The 17,399-nt window shown below is 64.5% G+C and carries 15 protein-coding genes; 9 read left to right on the top strand and 6 right to left on the bottom strand.

Features of this window, described 5'->3' with window-relative positions:
• Positions 1-7: 7 nt before the first annotated feature.
• From ABWP92_RS04925 to phnD, 5 genes are all read right to left on the bottom strand, one after another.
• Positions 8-451: a cupin domain-containing protein gene (locus ABWP92_RS04925; RefSeq protein WP_353234244.1), complete on the bottom strand. Its 444-nt coding sequence runs from the start codon at positions 449-451 to the stop codon at positions 8-10.
• 239 nt (positions 452-690) lie between these two features.
• Positions 691-1,506: a phosphonate ABC transporter, permease protein PhnE gene (phnE, locus tag ABWP92_RS04920; protein ID WP_353234243.1), complete on the bottom strand. Its 816-nt coding sequence runs from the start codon at positions 1,504-1,506 to the stop codon at positions 691-693.
• Complete coding sequence (gene phnE / locus ABWP92_RS04915) at positions 1,499-2,305, bottom strand: phosphonate ABC transporter, permease protein PhnE (protein ID WP_353234242.1); 807 nt, start codon at positions 2,303-2,305, stop codon at positions 1,499-1,501. Before phnE (ABWP92_RS04915) ends, phnE (ABWP92_RS04920) begins: the two co-directional genes overlap by 8 nt.
• A complete protein-coding gene (gene phnC, locus ABWP92_RS04910) occupies positions 2,293-3,081 on the bottom strand; it encodes a phosphonate ABC transporter ATP-binding protein (protein WP_353234241.1) in 789 nt (262 codons plus the stop codon). The genes phnE (ABWP92_RS04915) and phnC overlap by 13 nt, the downstream gene beginning before the upstream one ends.
• Before the next feature lie 175 nt (positions 3,082-3,256).
• Positions 3,257-4,249, bottom strand: a complete 993-nt coding sequence (gene phnD, locus ABWP92_RS04905) for a phosphate/phosphite/phosphonate ABC transporter substrate-binding protein (RefSeq protein WP_353234240.1) — start codon at positions 4,247-4,249, stop codon at positions 3,257-3,259.
• A 221-nt stretch (positions 4,250-4,470) separates the two neighbouring features.
• Here phnD and ABWP92_RS04900 point away from each other — a divergent pair, with 221 nt between their 5' ends.
• Together ABWP92_RS04900 and ABWP92_RS04895 are read left to right on the top strand one after the other, a co-directional pair.
• Positions 4,471-5,178, top strand: a complete 708-nt coding sequence (locus tag ABWP92_RS04900; RefSeq protein WP_353234239.1) for a response regulator transcription factor — start codon at positions 4,471-4,473, stop codon at positions 5,176-5,178.
• Complete coding sequence (locus ABWP92_RS04895; RefSeq protein ID WP_353234238.1) at positions 5,138-6,622, top strand: sensor histidine kinase; 1,485 nt, start codon at positions 5,138-5,140, stop codon at positions 6,620-6,622. The genes ABWP92_RS04900 and ABWP92_RS04895 overlap by 41 nt, the downstream gene beginning before the upstream one ends.
• On the opposite strand, the gene ABWP92_RS04890 is transcribed toward ABWP92_RS04895, so the two are convergent.
• Positions 6,623-6,847 carry a hypothetical protein gene (locus ABWP92_RS04890; protein WP_502907450.1) on the bottom strand — a complete coding sequence of 75 codons (225 nt, stop codon included), beginning with the start codon at positions 6,845-6,847 and terminating at the stop codon, positions 6,623-6,625. It lies immediately after the preceding gene.
• A 156-nt stretch (positions 6,848-7,003) separates the two neighbouring features.
• Between ABWP92_RS04890 and ABWP92_RS04885 the strand changes: the two genes are divergently transcribed.
• From ABWP92_RS04885 to gshB, 7 genes are all read left to right on the top strand, one after another.
• Positions 7,004-8,284: a glutamate-5-semialdehyde dehydrogenase gene (locus ABWP92_RS04885; RefSeq protein WP_353234236.1), complete on the top strand. Its 1,281-nt coding sequence runs from the start codon at positions 7,004-7,006 to the stop codon at positions 8,282-8,284.
• Positions 8,285-8,412: 128 nt separating this feature from the next.
• Positions 8,413-9,873 (top strand): Trk system potassium transporter TrkA, encoded by a 1,461-nt coding sequence (gene trkA / locus ABWP92_RS04880; protein ID WP_353234235.1) that lies wholly within the window; start codon positions 8,413-8,415, stop codon positions 9,871-9,873.
• A 24-nt stretch (positions 9,874-9,897) separates the two neighbouring features.
• Positions 9,898-11,364 carry a TrkH family potassium uptake protein gene (locus tag ABWP92_RS04875; RefSeq protein ID WP_353234234.1) on the top strand — a complete coding sequence of 489 codons (1,467 nt, stop codon included), beginning with the start codon at positions 9,898-9,900 and terminating at the stop codon, positions 11,362-11,364.
• Positions 11,365-11,479: 115 nt separating this feature from the next.
• The gene (gene gshA / locus ABWP92_RS04870; protein ID WP_353234233.1) at positions 11,480-12,775 is read left to right on the top strand and encodes a glutamate--cysteine ligase; all 1,296 of its coding nucleotides are present in this window, start codon (positions 11,480-11,482) and stop codon (positions 12,773-12,775) included.
• Positions 12,776-12,976: 201 nt separating this feature from the next.
• Positions 12,977-14,854, top strand: a complete 1,878-nt coding sequence (locus ABWP92_RS04865; protein WP_353234232.1) for a potassium transporter Kup — start codon at positions 12,977-12,979, stop codon at positions 14,852-14,854.
• 118 nt (positions 14,855-14,972) lie between these two features.
• The gene (locus tag ABWP92_RS04860; protein WP_353234231.1) at positions 14,973-16,151 is read left to right on the top strand and encodes a benzoate/H(+) symporter BenE family transporter; all 1,179 of its coding nucleotides are present in this window, start codon (positions 14,973-14,975) and stop codon (positions 16,149-16,151) included.
• 61 nt (positions 16,152-16,212) lie between these two features.
• Positions 16,213-17,160 (top strand): glutathione synthase, encoded by a 948-nt coding sequence (gene gshB / locus ABWP92_RS04855; RefSeq protein WP_353234230.1) that lies wholly within the window; start codon positions 16,213-16,215, stop codon positions 17,158-17,160.
• The last annotated feature ends 239 nt before the right edge of the window (positions 17,161-17,399 follow it).

Genomic DNA, 17,399 nt, shown 5'->3' with positions numbered 1-17,399 from the left:
GCGCGAATCACTGCTCCGCGATCACATCCACGAATACCAGCGGCTCGGAGCCCGTGGCCGTCAGCCCGTGCGATTCGCCCTTGCGCACGATGGTCACGTCGCCCGCCTTCACCGGAACGTCCTTGCCGTCCTTGTCCTTGAAGACGCCGGTGCCCGAGATGATGATGTAGGTGTCCTCGTTCGTCGTGTGCTTGTGGTACCCGATGGAGTCGCCCGGCTTGAGCGTGAGCCAGCTGATTTCCTTGATGGCCTCGTCCTTCCTGGGCATGTCGCGCGTGAAGGCATATTCACCATGCAGCACGCCCTTGCCGCCCGCTGCTTCCTTCTTCTCGGCCTTGATCATGCTTTCGCGCGGGTAGACCTCGGCGTGGACGAAGCTGGTGGCCGTCAGCATGGCCAGTGCCGCGAGCGGCGTGAAGAGCGGGTGTTCGGTGAACCAGTGGCTGCGCATGATGTGGCGGTCCTTCTCACGGATGGGATATGAACGGGAAGCGTGCACATGGAAACGCCCCATGCGCCCCCGGGGCGCTTGATGTCATGGGGTGGCCCGGCACAAAAATGCCGCGTCCGGCAGCCGGAGCGCGGCATCTGCTCTGTGGACGGGAGCCACTATAGGCCAGGCGCCAGCCCTTGCACTCCCGGGTTTGTGCGGATGCGGGGCGCCCGCGCCAGCGTGCCCCGGGCTGCCCGCTACAGCACGCGCCTGCGGATCTGCAGCACGGCGATTTCCGCCGCCGCCACCACCACCAGGATGGTGAACAGCACCAGCGCGACCCGGTCCCACTGGAACAGGTCGATGCAGGTGTTGAGCACCACGCCGATACCGCCCGCTCCGACCAGCCCGAGCACGCCGGATTCACGCACGTTGATGTCCCAGCGCAGCAGCGCCACGGACCAGAAGGCTGGCTTGATCTGCGGCCAGTAGCCGTACCATAGCTGCGAGAACTTGCCGGCCCCCGCCGCCTGCAGCGCTTCGATCGATCCCTTGGGCGTCTGCTCCAGCGCCTCGCCGATGAGCTTGCCGACGAAGCCCACGGAGCGCAGCGCGATGGCGAACATGCCAGCGAGCGGCCCCGGGCCGAAGATGGCGACGAACAGCATCGCCCACACCAGCGAGTTCACCGAGCGGCTGGCCACCAGCACGACCCTGGCGACGAAGTTCAGCGTCCTGCTCCTGGTGATGTTGGGCGCGACCATGACGCCCAGCGGCAGTGCGAGGAACAGCGAAAGAATGGTTCCCAGCGTCGCCATGTGCAGTGTCTCCGTGAGGCCCTGCAGCACGTCGGGCTGGAAGTAGGCCCAGTCGATGGGCCACATGCGGCCCAGCATGTCGGCCATCTGCTCGGGCGCGTCGTAGAGGAACTCCGGGATCACCTCGATGTAGCGCACCGATTGCACGATGGCCCACACGCAAAAGATCCACAGCACGTAGCGCAGCATGCGCTGCCCCGAGGTGAACCGCTCCCATTTCGCCGGGGCTCGCGGGTTGATGCCGGCTTCAGACATTCAGCGCCTTTCGCACCGCAGTGACCACGAGTTCTCCTGCGACGATGATGATGATGACGGCGGCCAGGATCGTGAACACGAAGTTGTATTCATAGCGCAGGAAGGCAGCGAACAGCACGCCGCCGATGCCGCCCGCGCCGACGATGCCGACCATGGTGGAGTTGCGCAGGTTGGAGTCGAGCTGATAGGTGGCGAATCCCACGAAACGGCTGATCACCTGGGGCAGAACGCCGAACAGGACCACGTTCATGAACGAGGCGCCGGTGGCCCGGATGGCCTCGATCGGCTTGGGAGAAATCTCCTCGATCGCATCGGCGAACAGCTTGCCGACGAATCCGACCGTGGCGACCACCAGCGCCAGGATTCCGGCGAGCGGACCGAAGCCCACGGCCTTGACGAACAGGATCGCGCTGATCACCGGGTGCAGCGCGCGGCATACCGCGATCAGGCCGCGGCCCAGTGCGCGCAGCGGCGCGGGCGACATGTTGGCGGCGGACATCAGGCCGACGGGCAGGCTCAGCGCAATGCCGGCGGCGGTGGCGAGCACCGCGATCTGCATGGTCTCCTTGAGGCCCTGCCAGAGCTCGTCCATCTTGCCCATCTGCGGCGGAAACATCAGGCCGATGAACTTGGCAGCGGCGGACCAGCCGTTGGCCAGCCGTTCGCTGTTCACGCCCATGGCCGAGAGGGCCCAGACGCAGTAGGCGAGCAGCGCCAGCATCGCCGCCTTTTGCTGCCAGCCCATGCTGAATGGCCTGCGGCGCGGCGCGGCGCCTGCGGGAGTGCCTATTCCAGCCATGCCTTGCCTCCGTAGATGGTGGACAGGTGCTCGTCGGTGATGCCTTCGGGGGCGCCGTCATAGACGACGTGGCCGCCGGTCATGCCGATGACGCGGTCGGCGAACTTGCGCGCCAGATCCACGTCGTGGATGTTCACGAGCACGGGGATGCGGCGCTGGATGCCCTGCTCGCGCAGCAGCTGGATGATTTCGATGGATGTCTTGGGGTCGAGCGAGGAGGTGGGTTCGTCGGCCAGCAGCACGGAAGGGCGCTGCATGAGCGCGCGCGCGATGCCCACGCGCTGGCGCTGGCCGCCGCTGAGCGAGTCGGCGCGGCGCGATGCGAAGTCGCCCAGGCCCACTTCGTCGAGGAGCTGCTGCGCATGGACGAAATCCTCGGCGTCGAACTTGCGCCGCCATGCCCGCCATGCGGACAGATAGCCGAGGCGGCCGGTGAGCACGTTCTCCATCACGCTCAGGCGATCGACGAGGTTGTATTCCTGGAACACCATGCCGATATGGCGGCGCGCGTTGCGCAGTTCGCTGCCGCGCAGTTTCGCCATGTCGGTCCGCTGGCCCGCGATGTTCACGATGATCTCGCCCGAGGTGGGGTCGACCAGGCGGTTGATGCAGCGAAGCAGCGTGGATTTGCCGGTGCCGGAGGGGCCGATGATGCAGGTGAGGCCCGACGAGGGCAGCGTCAGGCTGATGGATTTCAGGATCGGTTGGCCAGCGCGGTATTCCTTGACCAGCTCGCGGATTTCAATCGCGCTGGACGTGGTTGGTTCCTGGTTCATTGGGGTGGGCTTTCAGGCTTTCAATGGGTTTGCGGCTTTTCGGTGGTGAAGCCGTCGTGGTTTCGAGGCGTGCGGCGCGGCGCGGGCGGATCCGGGGCCGCCTTGAAACGCGGTCCTGAAATGACAACGCGGGCGGATGTGTTTTCAACATCCGCCCGCGCGCTTCCTTGAGCCGTTATTTCTTCTGCGCAGCCTTGTCGAAGGCCTCGCGGGTGAACGATTCACCGGATGATTGGGCGACGGTGCGCACCAGTTCCCAGTCCTTCTGGTAAGTGATGGGCAGGAAGCGGTCGCCGCCCAGGCCCTTGGCCATTTCGGCAGGCACCTTGTAGTTGAAGAAGCAGCCCTTGATCTTTTCCTGGAGCGCCGGCGTGAGGTTGTACGCGAAGGCATAGGCGTCCGTCGGGAACATCTCGCTGGTGTAGAGCACGCGGAAATCGTCCTTGCCGACCACGCCGCGCTCGGTCATGTGCTCCAGCACGTCGCTGGCGACGGGAGCGGCGTCGTAGTCGCCGGTCTTCACGCCGAGGATCGACTGGTCATGCTTGCCGGAGTACACCACCTTGTAGTCCTTGTCCGGGGTGATGCCGAGCTTGGGGAACAGCGCGCGCGGCGCGAGATTGCCGGAATTGGAGGAAGGCGATGTATGCGCGATGCGCTTGCCCTTGAGGTCCTCCAGCTTCTGGTAGCTGCTGCCCTTCTGGACGATCATCTTCAGGTACATGCCGACGGGGCCGTGCTCGTTGCCGCGGATGGCGAACGGCACCGCGCCAGCCAGGTTGACGGCGAAGTTGACCGGGCCGGGAGAAAATGCGGCGATGTGCAGGCGGCCGGAGCGCATGGCCTCGATCTGCGCGGCATTGGACTGGACCGGGAAGAACACGACCTTCTTGCCGACGCACTGCGAGAGGTGGCCCATGAAGGGGCGGAACAGCTTTTCGTAGATGGAGGGATCTTCCACCGGCGTGAAGGCGAACACCAGCGTGCTGGGATCGCGCAGCTTCTTGGGATCGGTGGGCGTATCGGCCACCAGGTCCTTGTTGGCGTCGCAGAACTGGGTGTCCAGGTCGCCGCGGTTGGCGCAGGCCTCCTGCGCGAATGTGGCGCCGGATGCGGCGAGCAGCGCCAGGCCGGCGAGTGCGGAGCGGGCGGAGAATTGCAAGGTCATCTCTTATCCTTGTGCGTTCGTGGTCGGAACGTGTTGTGGAGAGTAGTAGGTAACAGGCCCGACTATATGGAGTGTGATTTGAGCGATCATCGGGAGTCTTTCGACTGGCTTGCGCTTTGCTTTCAGATGGCTTTCAAAATGACAAATAAATTCCGTTCCTGGTGCAACGCGCCGCACCGGACAGGTTGCCGCGCCGCACCTGTTTGCAGCGTGGAGCGCGCATGAAGGTCCTGCTGGTGGAGGACGACCTGGATCTCAGCGCGGCCCTGTCGCGGGTGCTGACGCGGAGGGGCATCGCGGTGGAGCACTGCATGGACGGCATGCAGGCGCTGGTCCATCTGGGCGCGGGACAGTATGACGTGGTCATGCTCGACCTGGGCCTGCCGGTGATGGACGGACTGCAACTGGTCTCCAGGATCCGCGCGAAGGGCAACGACGTGCCGGTGCTGGTCGTCACGGCGCGCGGCGCGGTGGGCGATCGCGTGGCCGGACTCAATGCCGGCGCGGATGATTACCTGGCCAAGCCCTTCGACCTGGATGAACTGGAGGCGCGGCTGCGCGCCCTGTGCCGGCGCGCGGGTGGCGCTTCGGGAGAGATGCGCTGCGGCCGGTTGCGGGTGGAGCGGGCGTCGCACGTGGCATATGTCGATGGCCGGGCGCTGGAGCTGACGCCGCGCGAATCGGCGTTGCTGGCCGCGCTGGTGGAGCGGCCTGGCCATGCGGTGACCAAGGAGCGGCTGAACGCCATGGTGTTTCCATCCGGACAGGCCACGCAGTCGGATGCGGTCGAGGTCGTCGCTCATCGCCTGCGCAAGAAGCTGCTGGGAACGGGTGTGCGGATCACCACGTTGCGGGGCGTGGGCTACCTGATCCAGGAGTGCGGGGACGATGGCGGCGGAGACGGCGGTGCCGGCGGCCCGGGACATTGATGCGGCCCCGCTGGCGGGCGCGTTCTCGTTGCGCCGCCGCCTGCTGGCCTGGATGGCGGTGCCGATGCTCGTTTTCGTCCTCTTCGATGCCTGGCTGGGCTACCGCAACGCCCTGGCCACCACGCAGACGGCATATGACCGCTTGCTCGTGAGCGCGGCGCACGCGCTCGGCGACATGATCCGGCTGGAGCGCGGCCAGTTGCAGGTGACGATGCCGCACACGGCGCTGGAGCTGTACGCAACCGATGTGCGGATGGACGTGCGCGAGCAGCCGGGACGCAGCCCGTTGCTGTACCGGGTGAATTTCCTGAACGGCGATTTCCTGGCGGGCGACGCCTCGCTGCCCGCCTATACGGGACTGCCTGCGGTCAACGACGCCTATGCGTCGCGGCTGCAGTTTTTCGATCACCGGATGCCGGACGGCGAGCCGGCGCGGTTCGTGGCGCTGTGGCAGCCGGTGGAGTCGGCGGAGGGTATGCGGTATGTGGTCGTGCAGGTGGGAGAGTACGTGTCTTACCGGTACGCCATCGGACGCGCGATTCTCTGGAACACCCTGGCGCGCCAGATGGCGCTGCTGCTGCTGTTGCTGCTGGCGATGTGGTTCGTGGCCACCGCCGCGCTGCGGCCGCTGCGGGTGCTGGCGCGGTCGGTGGAGCAGCGCAGCCCGGAGGATCTCAAGCCCATCGCCACGGCGTCCCTTCCCGAGGAGGTGGGGCCGCTGCTCGCGGCATTCAACGGGCTCCTGGCGCGCGTGGACGGATCGCGGCAGCGGCAGCAGCGTTTCGTGGCGGACGCGTCGCACCAGCTGCGCACTCCTTTGGCGGTGCTGCAATTGCATGCCGAGTCGGGACTCAAGGGCGATGTGCCGGCGCGGGAGGCGCTGGGCAGCATCGCGGATACGACGAGCCGCACCAGCCGCGTCGTGCACCAGCTGCTGATGTGGAACCGCGCGCAAAGCGATCCGCACGAGCACGCGCGCAAGGAGGCGGTCGATCTGCGCGGCCTGATGCAGGACGTCGCGGTGGAGCTGTCCCCCCTGCTCGCGCGCCAGCAGTTCGAATTCTCGCTGGACGCGCCGCAGGCCGAGGCCGTCTGGAGAGGCCCGCGCTGGATGGTGGAGGAAATCCTCAAGAACCTGCTGACCAACGCCATCCAGCATTCGGCGCCCGGGGCGGAGCTGGGCATGCGCCTGCGCGCATGCGATGGCGTGCCTGCGCACGGCTGGGAACTGGAGGTATGGGACAGCGGAAAAGGTCTCTCGCCCCATGTGGCTCAGCGGCTGTTCGAGCCCTTCATCACGGAGGGCGGCGGCAAGGGCGCTGGATTGGGCCTTGCCATCTGCCGCGACCTGGCATTGGCGCTGGGCGGTGATTTGCGGGTGCGCAACCGGGCGCCGGGGGTCAGCGCGGTGCTGTTCCTGCCCAGCGCAGTGGAGGTGGATTGATCAGGGCGGTGATTCGCGCATGAGCTGCTGCTCCGCCTTGTCGGCCCACATCCGCAGGTTGTCGGTCAGGTCCTTCTGGCTGAACGAGCAGCTTTCCTCGGTGAACAGCGCACCGGCCTCCAGCCGGTCGAGCAGGCTGAAAAGCACCTCCGAATAGCGCGCGGGCAGGGCGGAAAGCAAGGCGCCGCGGGCGCGCCAGGCGTCGCTGAAGGCGTGGGCGGCCATGCTGCCGCGCTGAAGTTGCTGGAGCTGCTCGCGCAGTAGTTGCAGTTCGTGGCTGGCGGTGTCGGACATGATCGAAAAGGGTGAATACTGGCTCCAGGGTAACCGGAACACGCCCACTTGAGCGCGGGATGGGCAAGATAGGCCAAAATCACGTCCATGAACGCGCTCAATATCGCTGAATATTCCCTCTCGCTCGGAGTGCAGGCCAGGGCCGCATCCGCGTTGATGGCCCGTGCCCCATCCGCCGTAAAGAGCAAGGCTCTCAAGGCGCTGGCCCGCTTGCTGCGCGAAAACGTGGACGCGCTGCAGATCGACAATGCACGCGACCTGGAGCGCGCGCGCGCCGCCGGGCTGGCGGAGCCCATGGTCGATCGCCTGAAGCTCACGCCCAAGGTGCTGGAGACCTGCGCCCAGGGCTGCGAGCAATTGGCCGCCATGCCGGACATCATCGGGGAAGTGCTGGGCATGAAGCAGCAGCCCAGCGGCATTCGCGTGGGGCAGATGCGCGTGCCGATCGGCGTGTTCGGCATGATCTACGAGAGCCGCCCGAACGTGACCATCGAGGCGGCAAGCCTGTCGATCAAGAGCGGAAATGCCTGCATCCTGCGCGGCGGCTCGGAGGCGATCGAATCCAACAAGGCGTTGGCGCTGCTGGTGGCGAAGGCGCTCGCCGAAGCCGGCCTGCCCGGCCACGGCGTGCAATTGGTGCAGACGACCGACCGCGAGGTGGTGGGCCGGATCATTGCCATGCCCGACCATGTGGATGTGATCATCCCGCGCGGCGGCAAGGGGTTGATCGAGCGGATCAGCCGCGACGCGCGCGTGCCGGTCATCAAGCATCTCGACGGCAATTGCCATACGTACGTGGATGATCCGTGCGATATCGCGATGGCCGTCAAGGTCACGGAAAATGCCAAGACGCAGAAGTACAGCCCCTGCAACGCCAGCGAAAGCCTGCTGGTGGCGCGCGGCGTGGCGGCCGAGTTCCTGCCCCGCATCGGCGAAGTCTTCGCCGCCAAGGGAGTGGAGATGCGCGGCACGCCCGAGGCATTGGAGATTCTCGGACAGGTTGCCGGCGCCAGGCTGGCGCTGGCAACCGAAAGCGACTGGAGCGAAGAGTATCTGGCGCCGATCATCAGCGTGAAGATCGTGGAAGGTGTGGATGAAGCCATTGCCCACATCAACAAATATTCCAGCCATCACACGGAGGCCATTCTCACCACCCATCATATGCATGCGCAGAAGTTCCTGCGCGAGGTGGATTCGGCCAGCGTCATGGTGAATGCCAGCACGCGCTTCGCCGACGGCTTCGAGTACGGGTTGGGCGCGGAGATCGGCATCAGCACCGACAAGTTCCATGCGCGCGGCCCTGTGGGTATCGAAGGCCTGACCTCACTGAAATGGATCGTGCTCGGAGAAGGGGAAATCCGCAACTGAATCCGCCAGGGACGTGAAGTGTTTCCCGCATTGTTTGCGATGACGCGCCTGGCGCCCCGGACACCGCTTCTGCGCGCCGCCCCTGCCGCGGGCCGCATTGAAGCGGCTCAAGAGGTGTTTTACTTTTCATGAAAATCATCATTTTGGGCGCTGGCCGGGTGGGGGAAAGCGTGGCGGACAGCCTGGTGTCGGAGCGCAACGACATCACGGTGATCGACCAGGACGCGGAGCGCCTGCGCGAACTGCAGGCGCGCTATGACCTGCGGGGTGTGGTGGGCAACGGCATCGATCCCACCGTGCTTGCCGACGCGGGCGCCAACGATACCGATCTGCTGATCGCCTGCGCGGCGCAGGACGAGACCAACCTGGTGTGCTGCAAGGTGGCGAAGGTGATGTTCAACATCCCCAAGCTGATCGCGCGGGTGCGCTCGTCCTCCCTCGAGAAATCGGAGCAGCTTCTGGGCAAGGAGGGCTTCGACGTGGACCGGGTCATCTGTCCCGAGGAATCGCTCACGCGCTACATCGGCAAGCTGATCGAGTTTCCCGAGGCCATGCAGGTGCGCGAGTTCGCGGGCGGCAGGGCGTGCATCGTGGCGGTGCGCGCGCGCGGCGGCGCGCCGATGGTCGGCCACCGCATCAGCGCATTGCGGCTGATGGCGCCCGACGTGGCGATGCGCATCGTGGCCATCTACCGGCGCTTCGCGGACGAGCCGGACCGCTTCATCTACTGCGATGGCGCGACCATGGTGGAGCCGGGCGATGAAGTCTTCGTGCTCTCCGGGCGTGAGCAGATCGCGCAGGTCCTGGCGTCGTTCCATCGCCCGAGCGGCCAGCAGGCCAGGCCGGTGCGCCGCATCATGGTGGCTGGCGGCGGCAAGGTGGCGCTGCGCCTGGCGCGCCAGCTCACCAGGCAGGGCAACCAGCACATCAAGATCATCGAGGTGAATCCGGACCGCTGCGTGGAGCTGGCCTCGCAGGTTCCCTCCGACGTGCTCGTGCTCCAGGGCGATGCCACCGACGAGGACATCCTGAGCAGCGAGAGCATCGAGAACGTCGATCTGTTCCTGGCGCTCACCAGCGATGACGAGAACAACATCATGGCCAGCCTGCTGGCCAAACGCATGGGCGCGCGCCGCGTGCTGGCGCTCATCAACCGCCGCAGCTACGCCGACCTGATGCACGGCACCCAGATCGACATCGCGCTATCGCCCGCGCAGGCCATGCTCGGCGAATTGCTGGCCTATGTGCGCCAGGGCGACGTGCAGGCGGTGCACAGCCTGCGCCGCGGCGTGGCGGAGGCGCTGGAAATCGTGGCCCGCGGCGACCGGAAAAGCTCGCGCGTGGTCGGGCGCAAGATCAGCGAAATCCATCTGCCGCCCGAGGTGACGATGGGTCTGATCGTGCGCGGGCTGCCCGATCCGACGGACCCGGACGCGCAGCACGAGCAGGCCGAGCAGGAACCTCAGGTGATTCTTCCGCGCAGCCACACGGTCATCGAGAGCAACGATCACGTGGTGTTCTTCCTGTCCAACAAGCGCCTGGTGAAGGACGTGGAGAAGCTCTTCCGCGTCAGCGCCACTTATTTCTGACGCGGGCGCGAGGCCATACCGATCATGTCCGACATCCTGCCAGTCCTGCGTTTGTTGTGCGCGCTGCTTGCGATGTTCGCGGGCGCGCAGTTCATCCCGTTGGCGGCGTCGCTCCATGCGGACGACGGGTTGTGGCGCAGCTATGCCGTCTCCATGCTGCTGACGTTCCTCGTGTCCGCCATTCTGTGGTTGTGCACCCGCAGGTATCAGCGCGAATTGCTGCCGCGCCACGGCGTGCTGCTGGTGTCGATGGTCTGGGTGGTGCTGCCGCTGTTTGCCGCGGTGCCGCTGCTGCTCGGCTCTTACCAGACCGGCCAGCCGATGTCGTTCACGCATGCCTACTTCGAGGCAGTCTCCGGGTTGACGACGACGGGCTCGACGGTCATGTCCAACCTGGACCGGCTGCCGCTGTCGATCAACATGTGGCGCACGTTCATGCAGTGGATCGGCGGCATGGGAATCCTGATTCTGGCGGTGGCCGTGCTGCCGCTGCTGGGTGTCGGAGCGAGCCAATTGTTCAAGGCGGAGGCGGCGGGGCCGGTCAAGGACACCAAGCTCACGCCGCGCATGACCGAGACGGCCAAGGGCCTGTGGGGCGTCTACGTGCTGTTTTCGCTGTTCTGCGCGCTGGGATACTGGTGGGCCGGGATGACGCCCGAGGATGCCATCATGCACATGTTCTCCACCGTGAGCCTGGGAGGGCTGACGCCGCATGACGCGAGCTTCGCCCATTTCAAGTCACCGCTGATGGAGGGCATCGCGATCTTTTTCATGCTCGCGGCCAGTTGCAATTTCGCGCTGTACTTCATGGCGCTGCGCAAGGGGAACTGGCGCGGGTTCTGGCGCGACATCGAAATGCGCGCAACGATGGTCACGCTCGTGGGCGGCGGACTGCTGGTGGCGCTGCTGTTGTGGGCCAAGGGCGTGTACCAGCCGCTGCAGGCGTTGCGCATGGGGATGTTCCAGGTGGTCTCGGTGGCAACCACGACGGGCTACACGACCACGGACTATCTCGGCTGGCCGGTGTTCGCTCCGGTGTTCATGCTCATGCTCTCGGGCGTCGCAACGGGCGCGGGATCGACCGGCGGCGGCATCAAGATGGCGCGCATGCTGATTCTGCTCAAGCAGGCCAAGCGTGAGATGACGCGCATCATCCACCCATCGGCAGTCCAGCCCGTGCGGCTCGGCAATGCGGTGGTGGACGACCGCATGATCTTTTCCGTGCTGGCATTCATGCTGATGTATGGAGCCACGGTGATCGTGCTGAGCATGGCGCTGCTGCTGACGGACCTTGATCCGGTCACGGCGTTTTCGGCCGTGCTGGCGAGCGTGCACTGCGCGGGCTCGGCGCTCGGCCGCCTCGGGCCCAGTTCCAGCTATGCGGTGCTGACGGATTTTCAGCTCTGGGTCTGCACGCTGGGCATGCTGCTCGGACGCCTGGAGATCCTGAGCTTCATCGCGTTGCTGACGCCCACGTTCTGGCGCCGCTGAGCGGCTTCGGGCGCTTGTTGCGCAACGGCATCGCGCGCGGTGTCCGTGGCCGCGCGTGGAATGAGTCGCCTAAAATGCTCCGTCAACCCGCCCCAAGTGTTTTGCGAGGACATTGATGGTTCCCCATCTCATTACCGCCCTGACCGGGCCAATCAACGAATTGGAACAACGCATTCTGGACTCGATGCCCGCCATCGAGCGTTGGTTTCGCCTGGAATGGATGGAGCACACGCCGCCGTTCTATTCGTCCGTGGACATTCGCAATGCGGGCTTCAAGCTGGCGCCGGTCGACACCAACCTGTTTCCGGGCGGCTGGAACAATCTCACCGATCAGATGCTGCCGCTGGCGGTGCAGGCGGCCATGGCCGCCATCGAGAAGATCTGCCCCGAGGCGCGCAACCTGCTGATCATTCCCGAGAACCATTCACGCAACACCTTCTATCTTGCCAACGTGATGCAGTTGCAGCGCATCTTCAACATGGCGGGCCTGAACGTGCGCGTGGGCTCCATCAGCCCTGAAATCAAGAAGGCCACGACGATCACCCTGCCGCACGGCGAGTCGATCACGCTGGAGCCGGTGATCCGCACCAAGCGCCGCCTGGGGCTGAAGAACTTCGATCCCTGCACGATCTTGCTGAACAATGATCTGTCCGCGGGCGCTCCGGGCATTCTGGAGGAGCTCTATGAACAATACCTGCTGCCGCCGCTGCATGCCGGCTGGAGCGTGCGCCGCAAGAGCCGGCATTTCCAGAGCTACGAGGAAGTTTCAAAAAGGTTCGGCAAGATGCTGGGTATCGATCCGTGGCTGATCAACCCGTTGTTCACCAAGGTCGAGGGTGTCGATTTCAACGAAGGGGTGGGCCTCGATACGTTGCAGGCAGCGGTGGATGCGACGCTCACCAAGGTGCGCAGAAAGTACAAGGAATACGGCATCAACGAGAAGCCGTGGGTGGTGGTGAAGGCCGACAACGGCACCTATGGCATGGGCATCATGACGGTGCGGGACGCCAAGGAACTGGACGACCTGAACCGCAAGACGCGCAACAAGATGGCCGTCATCAAGGATGGACAGGTCGTGCATGACGTGATCGTGCAGGAGGGCGTGTTGACCCGCGAGCGCGTGCAGGAAGCGGTGGCCGAGCCGGTGGTCTACATGATGGACCGCTATGTGGTCGGCGGCTTCTACCGCATGCACGCCGAGCGCGGCACGGACGAGAACCTGAACGCGCCGGGTGCCAGCTTCGTGCCGCTGGCTTTCGAGCACAGCACGCACATGCCGCAGCCGGGCGCCCGCCCTGGCGCGAGCGCGCCGAACCGCTTCTATATGTACGGGGTGATCGCCCGCCTGGCGATGCTGGCGGCGAGCTATGAGCTGGAGGCCACCGACCCGAATGCCGAGGTGTACGACTGACAACCGCTCGCGCAATCGAGGCGCAATCGGGGGCGCGCCATGGCTTTCTCCAGGTGTGAATGCGCTGTCCATGGATGTCCGTTGAGTTGTAAATGCGCTACATCCACCCTGTTGTTTGCTTCCGTTCAATGACGGCGCAAAATGGCGGCCATTGATTGATCTCCAGGGCGTACCCGGCTCCCATGTCCGCCTGCTGAATTTGTGCAAAACACCAAATCCTCTCTTGCCTCGCTCACATTGGGCGCGATCGGCGTTGTCTACGGAGATATCGGCACCAGTGTCCTGTACACGTTGAAGGAGGTGTTTGGCTCGGGCTATGTGCCGTTCACGCATGACAATGTGTACGGCATCCTGTCCGTGCTTTTCTGGACGCTGACGCTGATCGTGTCGCTCAAATACGTGGCCTTGGTGCTGCGGGCCGACAACAATGGCGAGGGCGGACTGATCGCCATGCTGGCGCTTGCATCCCAGGCGGTCAAGGACAGGCCGCGGCTGCGGTCGGTGCTGATGATGATCGGTATTTTCGGCACCTGTCTTTTCTATGGCGATGGCGTGATCACGCCGGCCATCTCGGTGCTTTCGGCGGTGGAGGGGCTGGAGATCGTCTCCGCGCATTTCGCCAGGGTCGTCGTTCCGCTGACGCTGGCCGTGCTGATTGTGCTGTTCTGGCTCCAAAAGCACGGCACCGGCGGCATCGGCAAGTTCTTCGGTCCGGTCATGCTGTTCTGGTTCCTGAGCATCGCGGTCCTGGGCATCTGGAACATCGCTGCCCATCCCACGGTGCTGCGCGGCCTGAGTCCGCACTATGCGCTGGGTTTCATCTTCGGCAATCCGCTCGTCAGCTTCGTGATTCTCGGCGCGGTCGTGCTCTGCGTGACCGGGGCGGAGGCGCTGTATGCCGACATGGGGCATTTCGGGCGCAAGCCCATCCGCCTGGCGTGGTTCACCATCGCCATGCCGGCGCTCACGCTGTGCTACTTCGGCCAGGGGGCGTTGGTTCTGGAAAATCCCGACGCCATCAAGAACCCGTTCTTCATGCTGGCCCCGGGTTGGGCGGTGCTGCCGCTGGTGGTGCTGGCGACCATGGCGACGGTGATCGCCTCGCAGGCCCTGATCACGGGGGCCTTCAGCGTCACCAAGCAGGTCATTCAGCTGGGCTACCTGCCACGCATCCAGATCGAGCACACCAGCGTGCGCGACATGGGCCAGATCTATATTCCGTTCATCAACTGGAGTCTGTGCGTGGCCATCGCGCTGGCGGTGATGATGTTCCGCTCCAGCAGCAATCTGGCGGCGGCCTACGGCATCGCGGTGACGCTGGACATGACGATCACGACCGTGCTCACCTTCTTCGTGCTGCGGTACGGCTGGAAGTATCCGCTGTGGATGGCGCTGGCGCCGACGCTGTTCTTCTTTTGCATCGACGTGACTTTTTTTGCATCCAACTTGCTCAAGCTGTTCGAAGGCGGCTGGTTCCCGCTGACCATCGGCTTTTGCGTGTTCATGGTGATGATGACCTGGAAGCGCGGGCGTGATCTGGTGTATGACAGGCTGCATGCCGACGGTATCGATCTGCGAGATTTCCTGCAGATGGTGATGCTGCAGCAGCCGCCCGTCACGCGCGTTGCGGGCACGGCGGTGTTTCTGACTTCCGATCCCAAGGTGGCGCCATCGGCGCTGCTGCACAACCTCAAGCACAACAAGGTGCTGCACGAACAGAATATCTTCGTCACCATCGTGAATCACGAGGTGCCCTGGATCGGGCTGGACAAGCGCGTGCAGATCGAGGCGCTTGGCAGCGATTGCTGGAGCGTGCAGATCAATTACGGTTTCAAGAACGATCCCGACGTACCGGCCGCGCTGCAGCAACTGCGAGGCCGCGGCTGCGAGGTCGAGAGCATGAGCACCAGCTATTTCCTGTCGCGCGACGTGTTCGTTCCCGGCGACAGGAATATCGGCATGGCGCTGTGGCGGCAGAAACTTTTTGGCCAAATGCATCACAACGCGGCGGGAGTGGCCGACTTTCTGCTTCTGCCCAGCAACAGCCTGGTGGAACTCGGCTCGAAGGTTCAGGTCTGAGTGCCCGCATATCGTGGGCAGCGATGGGGCGAAGGCCGCGAAATTTTTCCTCTACTGCCGCTGAGCCGCCCGGAGTGGGCGCAACGGGGGTAACGGCGCTGGAGCGCAGGGACAAGCCATGTTTTTTTTCAGGGATCTGTCGGTATCGGCGGTGGTCGCGGGATTTGTTTCCGTGCTGGTCGGGCTGACCAGTTCGGTTGCCATCGTGTTTCAGGCCGCGCAAGCATTCGGCGCGAGCCCGGCGGAAATTTCGTCCTGGATGTGGGCGCTGGGACTGGGCATGGGCCTGTGCTCGCTCGTGCCGTCGCTGATTCTGAGAAAGCCGGTGATGGTGGCATGGTCCACCCCCGGCGCTGCCGTCCTGGCGACTGCCGGGGCGATGGGGGGCTTCACGATGGGAGAGGCGGTGGGCGCGTTCATGGTGAGTGCCGCGCTGGTCTTTGTCGTGGGCGCCACCGGCTGGTTCGAGCGCGCGATGGACAGGATCCCGCAGGAAATCGCCACGGCGTTGCTTGCCGGCGTGCTTGCGCGCTTCGGCATGCGGGCATTCAACGCCGCCGAATCGGCACCCGTGTTGATCGTCCTGATGCTGTTCGCCTATCTGGTGGCGCGCCGCTGGCTGCCGCGCTATGCGGTGATGTGCACCCTGGCGGTGGGGGTTCTGTGCGCGGCTGCGCAGGGACGGATGAACTGGTCGGCCATTCATTGGGGGCTGGCGACGCCGGTGTTCACCATGCCGAGCTTTTCCATCTCCGCCCTCATGAGTCTCGCGCTGCCGCTGTTCGTGGTGACCATGGCGTCGCAGAATCTGCCGGGCGTGGCCGTGATCCGCGCAAGCGGCTACCAGATGCCGGTCTCGCGCCTGATCAGCATGACGGGCATTGCCACGCTCGTGCTCGCGCCGTTCGGTGGCTATGCATTGAACTTCAGCGCCATCACTGCCGCCATCTGCATGGGGCCGGAAGCCCACCCGGATGCGGCCAAACGCTACACCGCCGCGGCGAGCTGCGGCATCTTCTACATACTGATCGGCATTTTCGGTGCGGTGGTGACGGGGCTGCTGATCGCGTTCCCCAAAGAACTGGTCATGGGAATCGCGGGATTGGCCTTGCTGGGCGCCATCGGCGGCGGACTGGCTGCGGCGGTGCGAGAGGAGCCGCACCGCGAAGCCGCGCTGATCACATTTCTTGTCACCTTGAGCGGCGTGACCCTGGCGGGCATCGGCTCCGCTTTCTGGGGCGTCGTCGCGGGTAGCCTGGCACTTGTGATTCAGAGCCGGGTGCCGCGCAGGCAATAGCCGGGATAGCAGGCCACGGGCGCGTCATGCAGGAACAGGCGCCGCAGCGTAAACTTGAAACATGCAAATCCTCTTCGTTGCCGATCCGGTTGAACACTTCAAGATCTACAAAGACACGACCTTCGCCATGATGCGCGAAGCGCAGCGCCGGGGGCATGGCATCGCGGTGTGCGAGCCGCGCCACATCTCTTGGCAGCGCGGAGAGCGCGTCACGGCCGACGTCCGCCGCATCCAGTTGACGGGCGATGCGCAGCACTGGTTCTCCGTGCAGAAGGAAGAACGGGTTGCGCTCGCCGAGTTTGGCGCGGTACTCATGCGCAAGGACCCGCCGTTCGATGCGGAATACATCTATTCGACCCATTTGCTGGAGCAGGCCGAGCGTGATGGCGCGAAGGTCATCAACAAGCCAGGCGCGCTGCGGGACCATCCCGAGAAGCTGGCGATCATGGAGTTCCCGCAATTCATCGGCCCCACGCTGGTGACTCGCGACGCGGCGCAGATCCGGCGCTTTCACGAAGAACACAAAGACATCATCCTCAAGCCGCTTGACGGCATGGGCGGCATGGGCATCTTCAGGGTCAAGTCCGACGGGCTGAATTTCGGCAGCATCATCGAAACCCTGAACAAGGATGGCGCGCAAAGCGTCATGGTGCAGAAGTTCCTGCCAGAGATCGTGGATGGCGACAAGCGCGTGCTCATCATCGGTGGCAAGCCAGTGCCCCATTGCCTTGCCCGGATTCCGCAGGGCAACGAAGTGCGCGGCAACCTCGCCGCAGGCGGCAAGGGCGTGGCACGCGCCCTGAGCGAATCCGACTGGAAGATCGCCCAGGCGCTCGGCCCCCTGCTGCATGAGCGGGGGCTGCTGCTCGTCGGCATTGACGTGATCGGAGAAAGCGTCACGGAAATCAACGTGACCAGCCCGACCTGCTTTCAGGAGATACATGACCAAACCGGCTTCGATGTCGCTGCCATGTTCATCGACGCGCTGGAGGCTGGCGTAGGGGCATGAGGAATGTGCCGTGAGGATGTTTCGTCTGGCAGCATTGAAACTTCCTGCGAAAGAGCAGCGGAATTCATCCAAGCGTGGTTTTTCTGGTCTATACTCACGCCCTTCCTCGAGCAAACGCTGAGTTTTTTGCAAGGCGTTAAGGTTCTGGCTTACGAGTCGGGATGTTCGAGGAAAAGAATCTTGGTTTTCTCCGGAAACGTAAAAAATCTGGTGTAGAATTCAAGGCTTCGCTGTTGAGG

Source organism: Diaphorobacter ruginosibacter, from assembly GCF_040396215.1.
In the GTDB taxonomy this organism is placed as follows: domain Bacteria; phylum Pseudomonadota; class Gammaproteobacteria; order Burkholderiales; family Burkholderiaceae_C; genus Diaphorobacter_A; species Diaphorobacter_A ruginosibacter_A.
Note: the sequence above shows the minus strand (reverse complement) of the source record. Positions and strands in the feature narration are given on the sequence as shown.

Coding starts and splice junctions, on each gene's coding strand:
- phnC (WP_353234241.1), bottom strand. CDS start 3,081: ATGAACCAGGAACCAACCACGTCCAGCGCGATTGAAATCCGCGAGCTG.
- ABWP92_RS04925 (WP_353234244.1), bottom strand. CDS start 451: ATGCGCAGCCACTGGTTCACCGAACACCCGCTCTTCACGCCGCTCGCG.
- phnE (WP_353234243.1), bottom strand. CDS start 1,506: ATGTCTGAAGCCGGCATCAACCCGCGAGCCCCGGCGAAATGGGAGCGG.
- ABWP92_RS04885 (WP_353234236.1), top strand. CDS start 7,004: ATGAACGCGCTCAATATCGCTGAATATTCCCTCTCGCTCGGAGTGCAG.
- ABWP92_RS04895 (WP_353234238.1), top strand. CDS start 5,138: ATGGCGGCGGAGACGGCGGTGCCGGCGGCCCGGGACATTGATGCGGCC.
- phnD (WP_353234240.1), bottom strand. CDS start 4,249: ATGACCTTGCAATTCTCCGCCCGCTCCGCACTCGCCGGCCTGGCGCTG.
- ABWP92_RS04890 (WP_502907450.1), bottom strand. CDS start 6,847: ATGGCCGCCCACGCCTTCAGCGACGCCTGGCGCGCCCGCGGCGCCTTG.
- trkA (WP_353234235.1), top strand. CDS start 8,413: ATGAAAATCATCATTTTGGGCGCTGGCCGGGTGGGGGAAAGCGTGGCG.
- gshA (WP_353234233.1), top strand. CDS start 11,480: ATGGTTCCCCATCTCATTACCGCCCTGACCGGGCCAATCAACGAATTG.
- gshB (WP_353234230.1), top strand. CDS start 16,213: ATGCAAATCCTCTTCGTTGCCGATCCGGTTGAACACTTCAAGATCTAC.
- ABWP92_RS04875 (WP_353234234.1), top strand. CDS start 9,898: ATGTCCGACATCCTGCCAGTCCTGCGTTTGTTGTGCGCGCTGCTTGCG.
- phnE (WP_353234242.1), bottom strand. CDS start 2,305: ATGGCTGGAATAGGCACTCCCGCAGGCGCCGCGCCGCGCCGCAGGCCA.
- ABWP92_RS04900 (WP_353234239.1), top strand. CDS start 4,471: ATGAAGGTCCTGCTGGTGGAGGACGACCTGGATCTCAGCGCGGCCCTG.
- ABWP92_RS04860 (WP_353234231.1), top strand. CDS start 14,973: ATGTTTTTTTTCAGGGATCTGTCGGTATCGGCGGTGGTCGCGGGATTT.